Here is a 19,854-nt window from a genome sequence, read left to right as displayed (position 1 = left end):
CAATTGCGTATTATGAAATGTGTTGCGGCGTCTGGCGAAAGCTCAGGCGCCGCAAATGCCTTGTAGGGCCACCCAATCGCCGTCTGACAGCACGGGCTCGGGGGTGACAGCAAAGGGGTCCGCTTCGATAAGCTCGAGGGTTTCTTCGCCCGACGGGTCAACCGCGTATGCGTAGGGGCTGATGCGCACCCGATGTTTCCGGAAGGCGTCAATCATCGCCTCTTTGGAGGGGCGGTCGGGTTGTGCGAGGATCACGTCCTCAATGTGGCTGCGCAGCAGGTTATCGGGCAGGGTGCCGGTGGTGAGAAGGCGCAGGCTTGCGAGCGGGCCGGAGCCTTCGAGCAGGCGTTGCAGGGGGTCTCCTGTGGCGACTTGTGTGGCAATTACAAAACCGGCGACCACGTCGGGCTCTTCGAAATCTTCGACCGTGTTGCGATTGAGAAGAACGGTGCCACCCGGAAGAACAGCGGCCTCGCGCACGCCGGAGGGGACCACCATGATATCACCGACGCCCAGACGCCTTTCCAGTTTGCGCAGGGCAATCAGTCCGAGGTCGTCGTCGCAGGCCTGGCCGGTGACACGGGTGGTGTGGCGCAGGATGGCCTCGCCGATGTCACTGCGGGCTGCTGGCGGCGCGACGCGCAAGGCATGGTCGCGCAGCGCACCCGGAAGCCAGAAAACACCGAGAGCGAGAACCGCGGTCAGACTGAGGCCAAAGATGCCGTAGCGCAGACGACCGGGTTTGGGCTGTCGGCGGGATACAGCGGCGCGCAACTTCTCGATGGCGTCAATCATCTCGCCTTCGTCTTCGCCGAATTCCAGGGTTTCGCCGTCATCGCCATCGGGATGGAAAATCGCGGGGCGCTCTCCTGGATTGGCGCGGCGCACGGCGGGGATCGACCAATGGGTGATGGCGCGATCCTGAAGATCGGAGATTACAAGTGTCGCGTCTCCGATCGATACGATCACATCGCGGCGCTGGTCTTTGGTTGAGGCCCGCCAGATTGCGGTCGCCTCAAGGCGGTCGTATTTGTGAAGTGCGGTGCTCATGGAAGGCCTGCTCTGCCTTTTGTTTCTTCAGGCTTAGCACAGGCGGATTTGCCCCGGCAATGGGGCGTGCGCAGGACGCAAGGTGCATCCGGCGCAACCGTTAGATATCTCGGGCCAGATTGCGCAGCTCGAATTTCTGGATCTTGCCGGTCGAGGTCTTTGGCAATTCCTGAAAGACGACCTTTTTCGGGGTTTTGAACCCCGCCAGTTGAGAGCGGGCGAAGGCAATCACTTCGGCCTCGGTGGCCTCTGCGCCGTCGAGAAGTTCGACAAAGGCACAGGGAACCTCCCCCCATTTTTCGTCCGGTTTAGCCACAACAGCGGCCAGAGAGACCGCAGGATGGTGCATCAGTACGCCTTCGACTTCGACCGAGGAGATGTTTTCGCCACCCGAGATGATGATGTCTTTGGCGCGGTCGGTGATCTGGACGTAGCTGTCGCCGTGTTGCACCGCGATGTCGCCGGAGTGGAAATAGCCGCCTGCGAAGGCTTCTTCGGTGGCTTCGGGGTTTTTGAAATACCCTTTCATGACCGCGTTGCCCTTGATCATGATTTCGCCAATGGTTTCACCGTCCATTGTTGTCTGGTTCATGTCAGCGTCCATGACGGCGACGTCGTCGATGAATGGCATCTCGACGCCTTGGCGGGCCTTGATTTCGGCGCGGTGGTGGCCTTCGAGATCGCCCCAACGGTCATGATCCCAAAGACATTCGGTGGCGGGCCCGTAGACTTCGGTCAGGCCATAGACCTGCGTGATGTGAAAACCCATCGGTTCGATCTTGGCCAATGTGGCGGGGGCTGGGGGGGCACCTGCCGTGAAAACTTCGACGGTGTGATCAAAGACACGGCGGTCTTCCTCGGGTGAGTTGACCAGCATGTTGAGCACAATAGGTGCGCCACCAAAATGCGTGACGCCTTCGTCAGCGATGGCGTCAAAGATGTTTTGGGCGGTGATGTCACGGCAGCAGACCAGCGTGCCGCCGACCATTGGCATCATCCATGTGTGGCACCAACCGTTGCAGTGAAAGAGCGGCACAATGGTCAGATAGACGGGGTGCAGGACCATGCGCCAGCTAAGGACCTGTCCCATAGCGTTCAGGTACGCGCCACGATGGTGGTAGACCACGCCCTTGGGTTTGCCGGTGGTGCCGGAGGTGTAGTTGAGTGCGAGGCTTTCCCATTCGTCCTCGGGCATGATCCAGTCAAATGCGGTGTCAGCACTGGCGAGGGTGGCTTCGTATTCGGGGTGGCGACCTGAGGCAGGGTGGCCGTGGTCGGGCGCAGCGACCTCGATGATTTGAGGCTCAGGGCCCTCCATTTCGGCGCAGGCCGCTTCGGCGAGAGAGAGGAATTCGCTGTCGACCAGAACAACTTTGGCTTCGCCGTGATCAAAGATGTAGGCGACGGTGGCCACATCAAGGCGGGTGTTGATGGCGTTCAGAACAGCGCCACAGGCGGGCACGCCAAAGTGGGCTTCGGCGGCGGCGGGGATGTTGGGCAGGATGGTGGCGACCACCTCTCCGGGTTTGACCCCCATGGACGCAAGCGCCGAGGCAAGTTGTGTGCAGCGCGCGTGGTATTCGCCATAAGATTTGCGGTGCGTGCCGTGCGCGACAGCCAGTTTGTCAGGGAAAATCTTGGCGGCGCGGTTAAGAGCCGACAAGGGGGTCAGCGGAACATAGTTTGCCGCTCGTTTGTTCAGTCCGGTTTCATCAGACATCCAGCCCATTTTTGCCTCCTCCCGCAGATCATGGTCGCGCGATATTGCCGTCAGAATGCGGGCTTGGGAAGTTGGTAATTCTACGCGGGCTCGAAAGGGGGAATCAGAGAGAGAAACGGGAGCGAAAGGTGTCAGAAATCGATCGTGACCCGCTTGGGGAAGGGCATGATTGTGGTGATAAGGGGGTATGTTGACCCCGAAACAGGGTTAATATGCATTAACCATAGGCACTGTTTCGCGGGTGCGCACAGTGCCTCATTTTTTCCCAATTTGCGGCCAAATCACTCCTCAAGTCTTAGCGAATTGTTTTTCCAAGGCATGAAAACATGCGCCTGGGGAAGACGATGAAAGATACGAGCGAAAATTGGTGGACCGACATAGCGCCGCAAAAAGGCAAAGTGGCACCGGTCTATTCCGGTCCCGGTTTCGGGCTGCTGGCGGACACGCCGGTGGCGACGCCGGACGGTTGGGTCGCGGTTGGGGAACTGGATGCAGGCGACGAGGTTCTGACCTTTGATGCTGGATTTCAGCCACTGAGCGCCATGGTGCGCGAAGATCGTGTACGTGCAGGAACGCGGTGGCCCGAGACCCTGCGACCGGTTCTGGTGCCTGCCGGAGCGTTGGAAAACCGCGAAGAGGTTCTGATGCTGCCACATCAGGGTATTTTGCTGGAAGTGGAAGAGGTCGCGGATCGCCTTGGTGATCCGTATGCGGTGATACCGGCGGCGGCGCTTGCGTGCATACCGGGGGTTGAGCGGGTGTCTCCGCAAGGGGCTGCGGAGATTGTGTTGCCGGTGTTTGCCGAGGATCACATGGTCTTTGCTGCAGGTGGCATGCTGACTTTCTGTCAGGCCCATTGGGGCACTCGCGCGGGGTTGATGCCGCGGTTCGGCGCGCCGACCAACTACAACATGTTGCCAGTGAACGCGGCGCGGGCGCTGGTTGAGGTTCTTCTGACCGAGTTCGAGGGCGAAGCGATCGCTTGAACACATTCCTATTGGTCAGAAGGAAACGCCCGCCGGGGGGATCGGCGGGCGTTTTTTATGGCGCAGGTCTAGATTTGTGGCCGACCTATTCGGCGGAGAGTTTCACGCACGGCTTGAAAAGCCATTAGTCCCGCAGGCCCAAAAAGGAAGATTACGGGAAGGCAAGGTGCGACCAGTATGAAAGGTACTCCTTCCGCCTTTGCTGTCCGACAAGCCACGCTCCGATAAACAGGTCGAAGGCAAGGAAATGGACCCAACCCGCCAGTGCCGCTTGTTCATAAGAAAACAGGTCCATGACGTCAGCCAGCGTACCAAACCCGCCGCCTTTGGCTGACGCCGGAAGAATTAAAAGAATTAGATAGCCAAACGACAGCATGAGCGGCAACACGACGCCCGCAAGCCGGTCAGACCATTCGGGCATGAGAGGGGACAACAGAAGAAGAAGCCATCCGGACATGGCAACAACGCCGGCAAGCGAGAATAAGATTTCGAAAGACATTTTAGGCACCTGATTGGTTTTGAAGAGAAAGGGCTGTTTGCTGCAATATGCTTGCATATGCAGGCGATTCGCAATAAAATGCACTTATGACTGATTTACCAACAACCAACGCGCTTCGTTTGATCCAAGTTGCCGAAGACTTCCGGCACGGACTGTCAGGCGAATTTTCAGCTGTTCACGGGATTTCTGTGAATGAATTTCTCTTGTTGCTGCATCTTGAACGCGCAACGTTGAACCGCCTGTCGCGGGTCGATCTGGCCAAGCGCATGCACGTAAGTGCATCCACTATTACGCGTATGGCCGCCCCGATGGAGAAGATCGGATTGGTCGGCCGCGAGGTCGATGACCGAGACGCGAGACTTGTATTCGTTGTGGCCACTGATACCGGCAGAGAGAAGCTGACACAGAGCCTTGCGACGTTCTCAAAACGTGCTGGCTACTTGTTCGGTGATCTATGGGAGGACGACGAAGTAGAGCAGTTTTCCCGACTGCTTCGCCGCATGATCGGCGGGACCGGTGATGCGCTTGCATAGTGCGCAAACCTTGAACGTTACCTCAGACGGAAGGCACGGCTGAAATTCCGTACTTACTTATGGAAATGAAAGCGCCCGGAGGATGGTTCCTCCGGGCGCTTTGTTTGGTGTGTCGCTTGGCAATTACGCGGCTTTTTCTGCCCCAGGGCCGAAGCGGCCGTAGAAGGTCTGACCCTTCTCCGCCATGTCGCGCAGCAGCGGCGGGCAGGAGAAGCGCTCGCCAAACTTGGCGGCCAACTCGTCGCAACGCTCGGCGGCCCAAGGGGCGCCAACGATGTCGAGCCAGCTGAACGGGCCACCGGACCAAGGCATGAAGCCCCAGCCGAGGATCGCGCCAACGTCGCCTTCGCGGATGTCTTCCAGAACACCGGCTTCCAGCGCGCGCACAGCTTCGAGAACCTGAGAGAAGATCAGGCGGTGCTGTACTTCGGTCAGTTCAGGCTGGTCGTCCAGAAGCGCGAACTTCTCGTTGAAGCCTTCCCAGTAACCCAGACGTTTGCCTTTTTCGTCGTAGTCAAAGAAACCGGCCTTGGCTTTGCGGCCAAGACGGCCCTCGTCGACCATCCAGAAAGTCACGTCATCCGCGACGGATTTCGGATAGGCATCGCCCATCGCTGCCATGGTGGCCTTGGCGATCTTCGCGCCGAGATCCATGGAGGTTTCGTCCACCAGCTGGATCGGTCCTACAGGGAAGCCCAGAAGCTGCGCAGCGTGGTCCAGAAGCGGTAGGCCAACGCCTTCGCCAGCCATCATCACACCTTCGTTGATGTAAGGAATGATGCATCGGTTGGCGTAGAAGAAACGCTCGTCGTTCACGACAATCGGGGTCTTCTTGATCTGACGCACATAATCGAGCGCCTTGGCAACTGCGCGGTCGCCGGTTTCGTTGCCTTTGATGATCTCAACCAGCGCCATCTTCTCAACAGGGGAGAAGAAGTGGATGCCGATGAACTGATCCTTGCGGACCGATGCTTCGGCCAGACCGGTGATCGGCAGGGTCGAGGTGTTGGAGGCAAAGATCGCGTCCGCAGGGATGATCGCCTCGACCTTTTGGGTCATTTCGGCTTTCACTGCGGTGTCTTCAAACACGGCTTCGATGATCAGATCGACGTCGGAAAGGGCCTGCAGATCGGTGGTCGCGTTGATGCGGCCCAGCATGGCTTCTTTCTTTTCGGCAGTCACCTTGCCGCGCTTCATGCCTTTGTCGAGGTGCGCCTCGGTGTAGGCTTTGCCGCGGTCGGCTGCTTCCTGATTGGTGTCGATCAGCACAACGTCCATGCCAGCCTGAGCGGACACAAGCGCGATTCCGGCACCCATCATGCCAGCGCCAAGAACGCCGACCTTTTTGACGGACTGGTCCGGCACGGCGGGGCGGTTGGCGCCTTTTTCCAGAGCTTCCTTGTTGATGAACAGGGACTGGATCATGGCAGAAGACGACGGGTTCATCAGAACGTTGGTGAACCAGCGGGCTTCGATCTTGAGCGCGGTGTCAAACGGCACCTGTGCGCCCTCATAGCAGGCAGACAGAAGCGCCTTGGCTGCCGGATAGACGCCCCATGTGTTGGCGTTGACCATGCAGGATGCGCCCACATAGGTCATGAAGCCTTGGGGGTGATAGGGATCGCCACCGGGCATTTTGTAGCCTTTGGCATCCCAGGGTTTCACGATGTCTGCGTCTGTGGCGTTCAGAACCCATTCGGTGGCTGCCGCAACTGGATCGTCGACAACTTCGTCGATAATGCCAGCGGCTTTGGCTTTCTTGGGGTCAACCATTTTGCCCTGCAGCAGATACTGCGAAGCGGCCATGAAGCCCATCTTGCGCACGAAACGGGTTGTGCCGCCGCTTCCGGGGAAGATGCCAACCATGATTTCCGGCAGGCCGATTTTGGCCTTGGGGTTGTCGGCACAGAAGATGCGGTGGGTGGCCAACGGCAGCTCCAGACCGATGCCAAGCGCGGTGCCGGGCAGGGCGGTGGCAATTGGCTTGCCGCCTTTGTTGGTTTTGGGGTCCATACCCGCGCGTTCGATTTTGCGCAGCAGGCCGTGGCCCGCCATGGTGAAGTCAAACAGAGCCTTGGCAGGTTCGTCACCGGCTTGGGCGCGGATGGTGCCCAGAACGTTGAGGTCCATGCCGCCAGCGAAGGAGCCGGCTTTGCCCGAGGTGATAACGGCGCCTTTAATGGCGTCGTTGCTCAGAACTTCGTCGATCAGCGCATCAAGCTCACCGAAAGCTTCCTGACGCAGGACGTTCATGGACTTTTCGGCCACGTCCCAGGTGATGATGGCGACACCGTTGTCGCCGACGTTCATTGTGAAATCTGTCATGTTTCTTATCCTGTTGGTGGCGGATTACACGCGTTCGATGATGGTGGCTGCGCCCATGCCGGAGGCAATGCACAGCGTGGCCAGACCGGTCTCTTTGTCGGAGCGTTCCAGTTCATCAAGCAGGGTGCCGATGATGATCGCGCCGGTTGCGCCGAGCGGGTGGCCCATCGCAATGGAGCCGCCGTTCACGTTGACGATAGACGGATCCACATCAAACGCCTGCTGGAAGCGCAGCACAACAGAGGCAAAGGCTTCGTTGACTTCGAACAGGTCGATGTCGCTGATGTCCATGCCTGCGTCGCGCAGGATTTTCTGGGTCGCCGGCACCGGGCCAGTGAGCATGATGGTCGGGTCCAGACCGATTTTGGCGGTCTGTTTGATCTTCGCGCGCGGGGTCAGGCCGTATTCTTCGCCGAACTCTTTGTTGCCGATCAGAACACCGGCAGAGCCGTCCACGATGCCCGAGGAGTTCCCGGCGTGGTGGATGTGATTGATTTTTTCGAGGTGCGGGTACTTCATCAGCGCCAGCTTGTCGAAGCCAGGCATGACTTCGCCTTGCTCTTTGAAGGCGGGCTTCAGGCCGCCAAGCGACTGCATGTCGGTGCCGGGGCGGATGTATTCGTCGTTGTCCAGAATGGTCAGACCGTTGACATCTTTCACAGCGACGATGGAGCCGTCGAACCGTTTGTCTTCCCACGCGGCCACTGCGCGGCGCTGGGATTCAACAGCCAGTTGGTCAGCCTGATCACGGGAGAAGCCGTATTCGGTTGCAATGATGTCCGCAGAGATGCCCTGTGGCACAAAATACATGTCCATCGCGACGGACGGATCAACCGCGAATGCCGCACCGTCCGAGCCCATAGGGACGCGGCTCATGGCTTCGACGCCGCCAGCGATATAGGCTTTGCCCGCGCCGCCTTTGACCTGGTTTGCCGCGAGGTTCACTGCTTCCATGCCGGAGGCGCAGAAACGGTTGATGGCAAGGCCGGGGATCATTTCGTCCAGATCAGAGGCAAGAACCGCGGTGCGTGCGAGGCAGCCGCCGTTTTCTTTAACCTGAGTCACGTTGCCCCAGATTACGTCCTCAACGGCATGGCCTTCGAGGTTGTTGCGTTCTTTCAAAGCGTTCAGAACGGTGGTGGACAGGTTCAGCGAGGACACTTCGTGCAGGCTGCCGTCCTTGCGGCCTTTGCCGCGCGGGGTGCGCACGGCGTCATAAATATAGGCTTCGGTCATTTTGATCTCCTTGTCAGGGTCTTCAGGCGCGGTCCGCGGGGGAGCCGGGCATCAGGTCATAGGGATGTTTCCACCCCGGTGTTTCAGAAATATTGGTGAGCCAGCGGTCGATGTTGGGCCAATCCGCACGGTCAAAACCAAAGGGCTCGGGATAATAGAGATAGGAACAGCAGGTCAGGTCGGCGTTGGTGAGCGCGTCCCCCACAATGAAGTTGCGGCCCTCAAGATGCTTGTTGAGAATGTCATAGGCACCTTTGAGGCGGCCAAGGTTGAACGCAATGACTTCTTTGGGTTGTTTGTCCTCGGGCAGGAAATTCATCAGGAAACGGGTCATACCGGCCACTGAGGAGAACTTGTGATTGTCCCAGAATTGCCAACGTAGAATCTCGCGGCGCTCTGTGTCGTTTTGGCCTGCGAACTTGCCGGTTTTCTCAGAGATATAGTCCTGAATGACAGAGGCTTGGGAGAGGGTCTTGTCGCCATCAACAAGAACGGGGGCTTCGCCCATCTCATTGACGTTTTGGCGATACTCCTCAGAGCGGGTCTCACCCGCAAAGAAGTCAACCTTGACGGGTTCCCAGTCCAGCCCTGATAGCTCAAGCGCCAGAGCGGCTTTGTAAGAATGTCCGGATTCCCCGAAACAATAGAGTTTGATCGTCATGCCGTCCTCCCAGTGGCTCATGACAGCGTGGGGGTTTTGCACCCCCACACCCCCGCAGAGTATTTGTGCAAGAAAGAAGAGTGTTTACCTGTCGTTAAGGTTAACTGGCGCTTAATGGGCGCGCGGTACAGGCTGGAGAGCCGATGACCGTCAAGTGAGAAGCCCCGCCGTTCCGCCGTAAGTGCCGGATGGCGGGGTGGACGTCCCCCAGCTTCTTTCTTGTAAAAATACTCCCGCCGGAGGCATCCTGCGATGGCAGGGCGCGCGGCGGTCGATGGTGTGCAGAACACGGCAGCCCTCCCTAGCGTTTTCGTTCATCCAGCGTGGTGTTGAACTGGCGCAAGCGGTGCGCCAGCAGGTCGTCGTCAGTGACCGCGTCAAAGTTCTCAAAGAGAAAGGACAGGGCCTCGCCTTCGTCCAGACCGGTCTCGGCCGCAAAGCTCTTGAGTTTGCGATAGCCATCCTCGGTCATAGAAACCGGAAAGCGGCGGGTCAGGCGGAAACGTTTTGGCATCTGTCCTCCCTAAGATACCTGTGGTGGTCAGAAAGGGCGGGTTTCCCCGCCCAATCACGTGCCGATCCTGAGATCAGAAGTTTTCAGCGGCCAGAGCCATCACAGTGTCGCCACCGGTCTGGATGCGCGCGAGGTGCATGCCGGTCGCGGGCAGACGGCGCGCCATGTAGTAGCGGCCAGTTGTCAGTTTGGTTTCGTAGAACGCGGTGTCGGATGCGCCGCCGGCAAGGGCTGCGTTGGCTGCTTTGGCCATCTGTGCCCACATCAGGCCAAGGCAGACGTGACCGAAGAGGTGCATGAAGTCGTTGGAGCCAGAGAGCGCGTCGTTGGGGTTCTTCATGCCGGTCTGCATGAAGTACATGCCCGCGGCTTGCAGATCCTTGGACGCGGCTTTCAGCGGTACGATGAAATCCTTGAGACCTTCGTCTTCTGCATTGTCTTTGCAGAAGTTTTTGACGATGTCGAAAAACGCCATCACGTGCTTGCCGCCGTCTTGGGCCAACTTGCGACCCACGAGGTCCAGCGCCTGAACACCGTTAGCACCTTCATAGATCATCGCGATACGTGCATCGCGGGTGAACTGGCTCATACCGTGCTCTTCGATGTAGCCGTGGCCGCCATAGATCTGCTGGGCTTTGACTGTCATGTCGTAGCCTTCGTCGGTGAGGAAGCCTTTGATGACGGGTGTCAGCAGCGACACGAGGCCGTCTGCATCCTTGTCGTTCTTGCGGTGCGCGGCGTCGATCATCTGGGCGCCCCAGAGAATGAATGCGCGCGCGCCTTCGGAGAAGGATTTCTGATCCATCAGCGAGCGGCGGATATCAGGGTGCACGATCAGCGGATCAGCCGGACCGTTGGGGTTCTCAACGCCGGTCACGGCACGACCCTGCAGGCGGTCTTTGGCATAGTCCACGGCGTTCTGATACGCCACTTCAGCAGCGGCCAGACCCTGCATGCCCACACCCAGACGGGCCTCGTTCATCATGGTGAACATGGCGCGCATGCCTTTGTTCAGATCACCCAACAGGTAGCCTTCGGCCTCATCGTAGTTCAGCACGCAGGTTGAGTTGCCGTGGATGCCCATCTTTTTCTCGATGTTGCCCACGGATACGCCGTTGCGTGCGCCGATGTTGCCTTCGTCATCAACGATGAATTTCGGCACGATAAAGAGCGACACGCCTTTGATGCCTTCGGGTCCGCCGGGCACTTTGGCCAGCACGAGGTGGACGATGTTGTCGGCCATGTCGTGATCACCCGCAGAGATAAAGATCTTCTGGCCGGAGATTTTGTAGGAACCGTTATCCTGAGGCTCTGCTTTGGTGCGCATCAGGCCCAGATCGGTGCCGCAGTGCGGCTCGGTCAGGTTCATGGTGCCGGTCCACTCGCAGGAAACCATTTTCGGCAGCCATTTGTCTTTCTGCTCGTCTGTACCATGGGCCAGGATCGCCGCCGCTGCACCGTGGGTCAGACCCTGGTACATGGTGAACGCCTGGTTGGAGGAGGAGAACATTTCGCCGACGGCGGTGGACAGAACGTATGGCAGTTCTTGACCGCCGTACTGCTCTGGCATGTCGAGGCCGGTCCAGCCACCTTCTTTGACCTGCTCAAACGCGGCTTTGAAGCCGGTCGGCGTATAAACGACGCCGTTCTCAAGACGGCAGCCTTCGTGGTCGCCCACAACGTTCAGCGGTGCCAGCACTTCGCCGGTCAGCTTGCCGGCTTCTTCGAGCACGGCGTTGGTGAAGTCGGCTTCCATGTCGGAGTAGCCGGGGACGTCTGAGTTGGAAACGTTCAGAACATCGTGCAGGACGAATTGAATGTCTTTTACCGGAGCGGTGTAAGTTGGCATGTGTCTTTTCCCTTGGACTTACTGTGCAGCTTTTTGTTCGTTTTCGAAGTCGGCGACAATTTTCTCGCCCCACTTCAGTTGTTCACGCAGGTCGTCGATGGCCTCATTCAGCTCATCGCGCTGCTCTTCCATGTCTTTCAGGCGCTGCTGAGCGACGTTGAAGGTGCGTCGCAGCTGGGTCGCCTGTTGGTCGCCCATGTCATAAAGGTCGAGAAGCTGGCGGATTTCTTCGAGGGAAAACCCGAACCGTTTCCCGCGCAAGATCAGTTTCAGACGGGCGCGATCCCGTTTGGTGAACAGGCGCTTCTGGCCCTCGCGGATCGGGAACAACAGTTCCTTGGATTCATAGAAACGCAAAGTGCGCGGGGTGACGTCATAGGCGTCGCACATCTCGCGGATCGTCAAAAGGTCTTCGCTCATTGGTCCTCCTAGGCTCTCTTCTCTGGTGAGCAGATGGGGTGACTGCCGAAGGAATACAGTACTGCTTTACGTTAACGTAAGAGGGACGTTGCGTCACAAAATAAGTGACGGAAGGTCCAATGACGTTAGGTTCCTTTTTGTAAAATTATTGGGACATAGCGATGGCTTGAGTGAGGGTCGTGCCTGTTTTGTCGTGCGCCGGAATTCCAAAGAAATGGTTGACGTGCCCCGCAAGCTTTTGCGATTCTGGAAAAAAATGGCGGCGCAACGGGTGTCGCATGGCCGGCCAAAGCGGGACTTTTCCTGTCGCGGAAATTGGTGTGGCGGATAGAGAGCAGTGTATGGGTAATTCACCGAAGACATCCCCTTATGAGGATGTGCCAAAGCGCGGGTATTGGCGGTCGGGCGTCGCGCAACAAGATCCATTGGCGATAGAGGGCATTTATCGGCGCAAGTTTCGCATCTCTCGGCGCGATGCGATCGCAACCGCCGGAAGCTGTTTCGCGCAGCATATCGCCCGCCACCTTAGAAGCCGCAAGTTTAACGTGATGCAGTATGAGCCAGCCCCGCGCGGGATGAGCGCGGAGCTGGCCAAGACATATGGGTTCGGAATCTACACCTGTCGGTACGGCAATATCTATACGGCGGCGCAAATGCTGCAATTGGCGCGAGAGGCTTTTTCGATCTCGGTGCCGCAGGATCGGGTTTGGGAACGCAATGGGCGCTTTTTTGACGCCCAGAGGCCAAACGTGGAACCAGGCGGGTTTGACACCGCGGAGCAGGTTCTCAGAGCGCGTGAGGGACATTTGGCCTATGTGCGTCAAATGCTTCTGGAAATGGATGTCTTTGTTTTTACCTTTGGGCTGACGGAGACATGGGCGCACAAGGAGAGCGGCACCGTATATCCAACCGCGCCAGGAACCATCGCGGGCAGTTTTGATGACGATGCCTATGAATTTCAGAACCATCGGCATGGGCGGGTGCTTGGTGATTTCGTGAAGCTGAAGCGTTTGCTTAAGCGCGAGCGGAGCAAACCTTTGAAGAGCATCGTGACGGTGTCGCCTGTGCCGTTGACGGCCACTGCGTCGGGTCAGCATGTGTTGGCGGCGTCGACCTATTCCAAGTCGGTCTTGCGGGGAGTCGCGGGGGAGTTGTTTGAGACCTATCGCGACGTGGATTATTTCCCGTCATATGAGTTGATCACCGCGCCGGCGACGCGCGGGATGTTTTTTGAACCCAACATGCGCAACGTGACGGAAAGCGGCGTAAATACCGCGATGGCGGCCTTTCTTGAGCAGCACGACCCAAAAGGCGGAGCAGTTAAAGGCAAATCAAAGCCTGCGAAAACTGCGGCTGTGGATGAGGGGGATGTGGTTTGCGAGGAAGTGCTTTTGGAGGCGTTTCAGAAATGAGTCGGCAAATTTGCGTGATGGGCAATTCACATGTGGCCGCGCTCAAGGATGGATGGCACGCAGGCATTGCGCCGCGCACCGACATTCACCCGACATTTTTTGGCGCTTTGTCTGATGGCATGGCCACTTTGGACGTGGTGGATGGCGAAGTCATTCCCCGCGATGCCAAGGCGGCCGAGTTTTTCCGTAAAATTTCCGGCACAGGCGGTGGCGTCAAAGTCGCCGATTTTGACGCATTCGTGTTGGCGGGCATGGGGTTTTTCCCGACGCCGGTGTTTAACAACTACCGCAATTTTGCAACGCCCAGCACCAGCCATGAAGCGTCTCATTTTGTCAGTGATGCGGTTATTGCAGACACGCTTTGGGAGGGCATTGACGCATCTATGTTGATGCATTGCGCCCGTGTGTTGCGGCGTGTCACCGACAAGCCGATCTATCTGGCATGGCAGGCGTTTTGTTCAGAGAGTCTGTTTGAGATTGAATGGCGCGCGGAACAGATGCAGCCCATTCTCGACAACGGCGATCAGGCCTTTGTTCACAAGATGATGGCGCTGAGTGAGGCGCGGTTGCGGGAGGAAGGGTTTGAAATCCTCAATCAACCGGAAGAGACCTTGCGGGACGGGGTGATGACCAAAGCCGAGTTTTCACGCGGCTCGGTTCTGTTTAGGGCGGAGGCTGAAAATGCCACAGCGCACAGGGAAAACGACGTGTTTCACATGAACAGCCTTTACGGCCGGACTTGTTGGAACCGGTGGGACATCTGACGCGGGCGGTGGCTTGGGCGTAACTATTTGGCCTTGGTCAGGAAGCCGGCGGTCTCATCGCGCAGTTCCTTGAGTTCACGCATCGCTTCGTCGAGCTGCTCACGTTGTTCCAAAAGTTCGGCGTATTGGCGGTCAGCCATGTCGACAAAGGCCTGCATCTGTGCGGATGTGCCTTCGTGTTCATAGATCAACAGCCACTGGCGGATGTCTTCGAGTTTGATGCCGAAGCGGCGGCCACGCATAATCAACGTCATGCGGGCAATTTCCTTGGGGCCGAAATACCGGCTGCGGCCTTCGCGGTCGGGGGTCAGAAGTTCAATGTACTCGTAGTAACGCAACGTTCTCGGGGTGACGTCGAATCGGGCACACATTTCTTTGAAAGACAGGCGATTTTCGCTCATTTGGCAGGTCTCCTCGCCGCGGAACTTAGTTATCTTGTCTGAGCCGTGCAACAGGGGCTCTTGCTCCTGCGCTAAAATGTCGATCTTATTTGCCGCAAACAACCCCGAGGATCAAAATGCAGGGCGATAAGTCAAAGTTTGCCGAACAGTTCATAAATCTGATTCCGCATTGTCAGGCGCTGGGCATGAAACTAACCGACATTGGCGATGGAGTGGCCGAGATGGAGTTGCCCTATAGCGAGCAGATCGTGGGCGATCCAGAAACAGGCGTTTTGCATGGCGGCGCGGTGTCGGCCTTGATGGATACATGCTGTGGCGCGGCCGCGATGAGCCATCCTTCGTCCCCCAGTGGCACAGCCACAATTGATTTGCGGATCGACTATATGCGTGCCGCAACACCGGGACAGGCGATCCGCACGCGGGCCGAATGTTACCACATCACGCGGTCGGTGGCGTTTGTGCGGGCCACGGCTGTTGATGATGATGCAGATCAACCTGTGGCCACGGCCACAGGTGCCTTTACGGTGGAGAGAAGATAATGCCGCGGTCCCGTCCAGATCCCGTTCAGGTCGTAAAGCAACGCCGTGATACCGCCTTGTCGGCGCTGGTGCATGGGGTGCCTTATATTCAGTTTTTGGGCATCGAATTTGACCGGCGCGGCGACGAGCTGACAGCGGTTTTGCCCTATGATGACAAGCTCATTGGCAATCCGATGCTGCCGGCCATTCATGGCGGAGTGACAGCCGGATTCCTTGAGACCACCGCCGTCATCGGGTTGGCGTGGGCCAGTCTTTGGGATGACATCGAGGCGGGGCGTTTTGATGTCGAAGAACTCACCCGTGGGCACTTGCCACGTTTGCCGAAAACCATCGATTTTACAGTGGATTACCTGAGATCTGGGTTGCCGCGTGACGCCTATGCACGCGCACGTGTTACACGTTCGGGACGGCGGTATGCGTCGGTGCAGGTCGAAGCGTGGCAGGATCAAAGGGACCAGCCTTTTGCACAGGCGATGGGGCATTTTGTGATGCCCACGCCGGATGAGTGAGGCGGCGGGCGGCGTCGGGGACATCACCCACCGCCGCATTTTGCGCACGGCACTTCCGATTGTTCTGAGCAACGCCACGGTGCCGATTTTGGGCGCTGTGGACACTGGGGTTGTCGGCCAGATGGGGCAGGCGGCACCGATTGGCGCGGTGGGTATCGGCGCGATCATCCTGAGCGTGATCTATTGGGTCTTTGGTTTTCTGCGGATGGGCACAACCGGCCTGACCGCGAAGGCGCAGGGGGCTGGACGATCAGGTGAAGTGGCGGCGATGCTGACGCGGGCGGTCATGGTGGGCTTTGGCGGAGGCATGCTGATTGTCGCCTTGCAGGTCTGGCTGTTTCGGGGGGCGTTTTATGTGTCGCCTGCCTCGCCCGAGGTGGAGGCGATGGCGCGGGAATATCTGTCGATCCGCATCTGGTCAGCGCCCGCCGCGATTGCGTTGTATGGGCTGACGGGCTGGTTGATTGCGCTTGAACGCGGGCGGGCGGTTTTGGTCATTCAGATCTGGATGAACGGGCTGAACATCCTTCTGGACCTGTGGTTTGTGCTTGGACTTGGCTGGGGAGTTGGTGGGGTCGCAACCGCCACGGTGATTGCCGAAATTTCCGGTTGCGCGCTTGCGCTTTGGATGTGCCGCGACGCGTTTATGCGACCTGCGTGGCGCGACTGGTCCCGGGTTTTTGACCGCGCGGCCCTGACTGAGATGGCAGCGGTGAACCGTGATATTTTGCTGCGCTCCCTGATGTTGCAGGCGATTTTTCTGGCGTTCATGTTCTTTGGGGCCGGATTTGGCGATGATGTGTTGGCCGCCAATCAGGTTCTTTTGCAGTTCCTATACATCACCGCGCATGCCCTGGACGGGTTCGCCTTTGCGATAGAGGCGCTGGTGGGGCAGGCCTTTGGGGCTGGAAACCGGAAGGCGTTCCGCAGGGCTTCTGCGATGGGCAGTGTCTGGGCCGTTGTGGGGTCGGTTTTGTTGTCCGTTGTCTATGGTCTTGGCGGGTGGTTGTTGATTGACGCAATGACCACGGCGGCGGATTTGAGGCTGCTGGCGCGGGAGTATTTGGTTTGGGTGATCATTTCGCCGATTCTGGGTGTCGCACCGTTTGTGCTGGATGGCATTTTCATCGGCGCGGCGCGCAGCAAAGATATGCGCGACATGATGGCTGTGTCATTGGCGATATACGCGCTCGCCTTGGCGCTGCTCATTCCAGCATACGGCAATCACGGCCTGTGGATGGCTCTTTTGATCAGTTTCGCCGCGCGCGGTGTTACTTTGGGGATGCGCTATCCTCGGCTGGAACGTTCGGTGGGCGTCAGTTCTTGAGCCGGTAGCCGCTTTTGATCATTGCCCACGCGACAAAAACAACGGTGAGGGTTGTGCCGCCCACGACGGCAAGACCCAGTTCGGGGGCGCTGTCGGATGTGCCGATCACACCATAGCGTGCGCCGTCGATAAGATAGAACACCGGATTGAAATGCGTGAAGGTGTTGAGTGCGGGGGGCAGGGCTTCGACGGAATAGAAGGTGCCGGACAGAAAGGCCAAAGGGGTCACAATAAAGTTTGTGATAGCGGCCATCTGATCGAACTTGTTGGCGAAGATGCCCGCGACCAAGCCAATGGCGCCAAGGAGGGCACCGCCCATGGCAACAAAAAGAAGCGTCCAGAGCGGATGCACCGGCACGATGTTCAGAAAGAGCATCAGCGCCAGAAGAATTGCGATTGCCACAAACAGCCCGCGAGTCACCGCGCCCGCGAGATAGCCAAGCACCATTTCCAGCGGAGAAAGAGGGGGCATCAGCGTGTCCACGATGTTGCCCTGAACCTTTGAGATCACAAGCGAGGACGATGTGTTGGCAAAGGCGTTCTGGATCACTGTCATCATCATGATCCCTGGTGCAAGGAACGTGATGAAGTTCACGCCCATCACGTCGCCGCGGCTTGGCCCGATTGCGATGGAAAAGATCAGAAGGAACAGGCCGGCGGTCACAAGCGGGGCGAGCAGGGTTTGGGTCCAAACTGTTGTGAAACGGAGAATTTCGCGCATAGCGAGCGTTTTCAGGCCCAGCCAATTGACCCGACCGAAGCGGCGCACGCCCATTTCAACGTTTTCCATGCTCATTTCCCTACGTTCCGAGTGCTGCTGGCTGATTCTCTGCCTTGTAACTCGGGCTGGGGTGATTAGAATAGGCCTCTGACCAAGAAATGCGGGGCGGTCCTTTTGGGGGCCGCTTTTTAGCTGAGGAAATATGGCATGTCGTGGACCGACGATCGCGTTGAACTATTGAAAAAGATGTGGGGCGAGGGCCAGTCGGCCAGCCAGATCGCCAAGGAATTGGGCGGGGTGACTCGCAACGCTGTGATCGGCAAGGTGCACCGTTTGGGGCTCTCCAACCGGTCTTCGGGTGGCGGGGCGAAATCCGCTGAGGCCAAGCCGAAGGCAGCGCCGAAACCCAAGGCCGCGGCAAAACCGAAGGCAGCGCCAAAACCCAAGGCAGAAGCGAAGCCTGAACCCAAGCCGGAACCCAAGACGGAGCCGGCCGTGGCTGCCAAGCCTGCGCAGTCTTTGCGCAAGGCGATCATTCCGGCTGGACAACCGCTGCCGCCGCAGCCCTCTGCGAACGAGATCAGCCCTGAAGCGCTGGCCAAAGTGAACGAGGTTGAAAAATCGGCGAAGAAACTGACGCTGATGGAATTGACAGAACGGACCTGTAAGTGGCCTGTTGGCGATCCTGCAACAGATGAGTTCTGGTTCTGCGGTCTGCCCGTGCAAGCTGGCAAGCCCTATTGCGAGGCGCATGTCGGCGTGGCGTTCCAGCCGATGAGTGCACGTCGTGACCGGAAGCGGTAAATCCTGTCTTTTGTGACTTTGGAAAACCCCGAGGCGTTGATCCTTGGGGTTTTTTTGTGTGCTACTAAGCGGGATGAGCAGAGTGGAGCGAACAAGTGGTTGGAGTGATAAGCCTTTATGAAGCGGCCACATTGATTGTGATCTGCTCAGCGCATATCGGCGCGACACGGATTTTTGCGGCCTATCCGACGGTGTCCCGCTGGTTGCTGGACTATTCTTCTGGCCTTGGTCTTGGGTATGCGTTTCTCTATTTGCTGCCGAAAATCGGCACCATGTCCACTGGCTTGCGCGATGGAAGCGGTGCAGCGCGCGGAATTGTGGATCATCAGCTCTATTTTTACATGCTCTTGGGTTTTTTGACCTACTACCTTGTTGATTTTAAGAGGCATTCCAGCCGCCCCGCGCCTCTGGGGTTGACCCTGAATGTGCTCTCGTTCTCGGTTTATAGCGCCTTGATCGGGGCGACGGTGGTGCATTTGAACAATCTGGGGTCGGGCGTTTATGTGACGTCGGCTGTGGTGTTTACATTGCATTTGTTCGGTGTGAACAAATTCCTGTACCGGATGTATCCGGAAGACTTTGACCGGTGGATGCGTTGGCTGTTTGTTGCGGCGATGTTTGTCGGGGCCTACGCCGGCACAGAGATCGAGCGCTATAATCCGCTTCAGTCGGTGGCGACGGCGCTTGTCGGGGGCATTATCATTATCCTGTCAGTACGGCTTAAGTTGCCGGCCCGCGCGCGGGTCAACACGCGGGCCTTTCTGATTGGAGTGGCAACGGCGGTGCTGGCCGTTGTGATCTATAGCGGCGCGGGGGCGCTGTGACCTAGGCGGCCTCAAACTGTGCGCGAATTTTGTCGGCGCGCTTAAAAAAGCTGGCACGCACGTCGGCGGCGTAGGGATTGGCGGCTTCGATGGCGTGCAACACCGTGGGGGGATCATCTTTGACCATACTGATGGCTTGGCGCAGCAGGTCAAAGCTGACAGTGGTCATTTGATCGGGCAGGGGGCCAAGATCGTGGAGCACTTTGGCGATCAGATGGGTCAGACCCTGCACCATTGCCGCGTCCCGGTCGTGAGCCTCGGCCGTGGACACGACGACAGTCAAACCGATCTGGCGCAGGAAACGCTCTGTGATGCGGCTGCGATGGCCCCGCAACGGGCAAAGCGCGATTTTGCGACCCTTGAGGCCGTCAGCCGCGGATTGTGGACCAAATAGAGGATGGCTGCCAAGGATATGAACGTGGTCGGGCAGGTGGTCAGCCATGGCTTTCATGGGTGCTAGCTTGACGCTGCCTACGTCGATGACCAACGCGCCTTTGCGCAGGTGTGGGGCTATTTGTTCGCAGGTGTGCGCCATGCGTGCGACAGGCACCGCGAGCACAATGATGTCGGCCTGGGCGGTTTCCTGAAGATCGCGCACTGTGAAGGCGCGGCCGTCCTCGAGCACGGCGCCGACATAGGCGGGATCACAGACGGTGATCTCAAAGTGGTCGGCGAGTTCGCGGGCAACGAGTTGGCCGAAAGCTCCGAAGCCAAACAGGCCAAGTGACAGCGGGCGGTTGGTTTTGAGCGGTTGTCCCAT

At 58.2% G+C, this 19,854-nt stretch carries 21 protein-coding genes; 9 read left to right on the top strand and 12 right to left on the bottom strand.

Annotated elements, in window-relative coordinates; all coding sequences use genetic code 11:
• Positions 1–42 precede the first annotated feature (42 nt).
• Together BM069_RS17930 and BM069_RS17925 are read right to left on the bottom strand one after the other, a co-directional pair.
• Complete coding sequence (locus BM069_RS17930) at positions 43–1,050, bottom strand: hypothetical protein (RefSeq protein WP_093325751.1); 1,008 nt, start codon at positions 1,048–1,050, stop codon at positions 43–45.
• Positions 1,051–1,150: 100 nt separating this feature from the next.
• Complete coding sequence (locus BM069_RS17925; protein ID WP_093325749.1) at positions 1,151–2,779, bottom strand: AMP-binding protein; 1,629 nt, start codon at positions 2,777–2,779, stop codon at positions 1,151–1,153.
• A 335-nt stretch (positions 2,780–3,114) separates the two neighbouring features.
• Here BM069_RS17925 and BM069_RS17920 point away from each other — a divergent pair, with 335 nt between their 5' ends.
• Positions 3,115–3,756, top strand: a complete 642-nt coding sequence (locus tag BM069_RS17920) for a Hint domain-containing protein (protein WP_170846789.1) — start codon at positions 3,115–3,117, stop codon at positions 3,754–3,756.
• Between the two features lie 151 nt (positions 3,757–3,907).
• Here the strand turns inward: BM069_RS17920 and BM069_RS17915 are convergent, their stop codons facing one another.
• Positions 3,908–4,339 carry an abscisic acid-deficient protein Aba4 family protein gene (locus BM069_RS17915; RefSeq protein ID WP_212611562.1) on the bottom strand — a complete coding sequence of 144 codons (432 nt, stop codon included), beginning with the start codon at positions 4,337–4,339 and terminating at the stop codon, positions 3,908–3,910.
• A gap of 2 nt (positions 4,340–4,341) precedes the next feature.
• Here BM069_RS17915 and BM069_RS17910 point away from each other — a divergent pair, with 2 nt between their 5' ends.
• Complete coding sequence (locus BM069_RS17910; RefSeq protein WP_212611561.1) at positions 4,342–4,788, top strand: MarR family winged helix-turn-helix transcriptional regulator; 447 nt, start codon at positions 4,342–4,344, stop codon at positions 4,786–4,788.
• Between the two features lie 123 nt (positions 4,789–4,911).
• Here BM069_RS17910 and BM069_RS17905 read toward each other — a convergent pair whose 3' ends face one another.
• The 6 genes from BM069_RS17905 to BM069_RS17880 form a co-directional block, all read right to left on the bottom strand.
• A complete protein-coding gene (locus BM069_RS17905) occupies positions 4,912–7,113 on the bottom strand; it encodes a 3-hydroxyacyl-CoA dehydrogenase NAD-binding domain-containing protein (RefSeq protein WP_093325746.1) in 2,202 nt (733 codons plus the stop codon).
• 24 nt (positions 7,114–7,137) lie between these two features.
• On the bottom strand, positions 7,138–8,349 hold the full coding sequence (locus BM069_RS17900) for an acetyl-CoA C-acetyltransferase (protein ID WP_093325745.1): 1,212 nt from the start codon (positions 8,347–8,349) through the stop codon (positions 7,138–7,140).
• A 22-nt stretch (positions 8,350–8,371) separates the two neighbouring features.
• Complete coding sequence (locus tag BM069_RS17895) at positions 8,372–9,010, bottom strand: glutathione S-transferase family protein (RefSeq protein WP_093325825.1); 639 nt, start codon at positions 9,008–9,010, stop codon at positions 8,372–8,374.
• 301 nt (positions 9,011–9,311) lie between these two features.
• Positions 9,312–9,524, bottom strand: coding sequence for a hypothetical protein (locus BM069_RS17890; protein WP_093325743.1), 213 nt, complete (start codon positions 9,522–9,524; stop codon positions 9,312–9,314).
• 73 nt (positions 9,525–9,597) lie between these two features.
• On the bottom strand, positions 9,598–11,373 hold the full coding sequence (locus BM069_RS17885; protein ID WP_093325742.1) for an acyl-CoA dehydrogenase C-terminal domain-containing protein: 1,776 nt from the start codon (positions 11,371–11,373) through the stop codon (positions 9,598–9,600).
• Positions 11,374–11,391: 18 nt separating this feature from the next.
• Entirely contained in the window at positions 11,392–11,793 is a 402-nt protein-coding gene (locus BM069_RS17880; RefSeq protein ID WP_093325740.1) for a MerR family transcriptional regulator, read from the bottom strand.
• Between the two features lie 341 nt (positions 11,794–12,134).
• On the opposite strand from BM069_RS17880, the gene BM069_RS17875 reads away from it, so the two are divergent.
• Positions 12,135–13,205 carry a GSCFA domain-containing protein gene (locus BM069_RS17875; RefSeq protein WP_093325823.1) on the top strand — a complete coding sequence of 357 codons (1,071 nt, stop codon included), beginning with the start codon at positions 12,135–12,137 and terminating at the stop codon, positions 13,203–13,205.
• Positions 13,202–13,969 (top strand): hypothetical protein, encoded by a 768-nt coding sequence (locus BM069_RS17870; protein WP_139216242.1) that lies wholly within the window; start codon positions 13,202–13,204, stop codon positions 13,967–13,969. Before BM069_RS17875 ends, BM069_RS17870 begins: the two co-directional genes overlap by 4 nt.
• Positions 13,970–13,992: 23 nt before the next feature.
• Here BM069_RS17870 and BM069_RS17865 read toward each other — a convergent pair whose 3' ends face one another.
• A complete protein-coding gene (locus BM069_RS17865) occupies positions 13,993–14,370 on the bottom strand; it encodes a MerR family transcriptional regulator (RefSeq protein WP_093325737.1) in 378 nt (125 codons plus the stop codon).
• 116 nt (positions 14,371–14,486) lie between these two features.
• Here BM069_RS17865 and BM069_RS17860 point away from each other — a divergent pair, with 116 nt between their 5' ends.
• Genes BM069_RS17860 through BM069_RS17850 form a run of 3 tightly spaced genes read left to right on the top strand, consistent with a single transcriptional unit; the run spans position 14,487 to position 16,745 of the window.
• Complete coding sequence (locus BM069_RS17860; protein WP_093325736.1) at positions 14,487–14,909, top strand: PaaI family thioesterase; 423 nt, start codon at positions 14,487–14,489, stop codon at positions 14,907–14,909.
• Complete coding sequence (locus tag BM069_RS17855) at positions 14,909–15,418, top strand: PaaI family thioesterase (protein WP_093325734.1); 510 nt, start codon at positions 14,909–14,911, stop codon at positions 15,416–15,418. Before BM069_RS17860 ends, BM069_RS17855 begins: the two co-directional genes overlap by 1 nt.
• The gene (locus BM069_RS17850) at positions 15,411–16,745 is read left to right on the top strand and encodes an MATE family efflux transporter (protein WP_093325733.1); all 1,335 of its coding nucleotides are present in this window, start codon (positions 15,411–15,413) and stop codon (positions 16,743–16,745) included. Before BM069_RS17855 ends, BM069_RS17850 begins: the two co-directional genes overlap by 8 nt.
• Here BM069_RS17850 and BM069_RS17845 read toward each other — a convergent pair.
• On the bottom strand, positions 16,735–17,535 hold the full coding sequence (locus BM069_RS17845; RefSeq protein WP_425288694.1) for an ABC transporter permease: 801 nt from the start codon (positions 17,533–17,535) through the stop codon (positions 16,735–16,737). The two genes, BM069_RS17850 and BM069_RS17845, sit on opposite strands and share 11 nt — an antisense overlap.
• 138 nt (positions 17,536–17,673) lie before the next feature.
• Here BM069_RS17845 and BM069_RS17840 point away from each other — a divergent pair, with 138 nt between their 5' ends.
• Positions 17,674–18,270 carry a GcrA family cell cycle regulator gene (locus BM069_RS17840; protein WP_093325731.1) on the top strand — a complete coding sequence of 199 codons (597 nt, stop codon included), beginning with the start codon at positions 17,674–17,676 and terminating at the stop codon, positions 18,268–18,270.
• A gap of 95 nt (positions 18,271–18,365) precedes the next feature.
• Positions 18,366–19,094 (top strand): hypothetical protein, encoded by a 729-nt coding sequence (locus BM069_RS17835; RefSeq protein ID WP_093325730.1) that lies wholly within the window; start codon positions 18,366–18,368, stop codon positions 19,092–19,094.
• 1 nt (position 19,095) lies between these two features.
• Here the strand turns inward: BM069_RS17835 and BM069_RS17830 are convergent, their stop codons facing one another.
• Positions 19,096–19,854 (bottom strand): prephenate dehydrogenase, encoded by a 759-nt coding sequence (locus tag BM069_RS17830; RefSeq protein WP_093325728.1) that lies wholly within the window; start codon positions 19,852–19,854, stop codon positions 19,096–19,098.

The organism is Shimia haliotis (assembly GCF_900114415.1).
Lineage (GTDB): Bacteria > Pseudomonadota > Alphaproteobacteria > Rhodobacterales > Rhodobacteraceae > Shimia > Shimia haliotis.
This window is presented reverse-complemented; position numbering and strand designations above follow the sequence as displayed.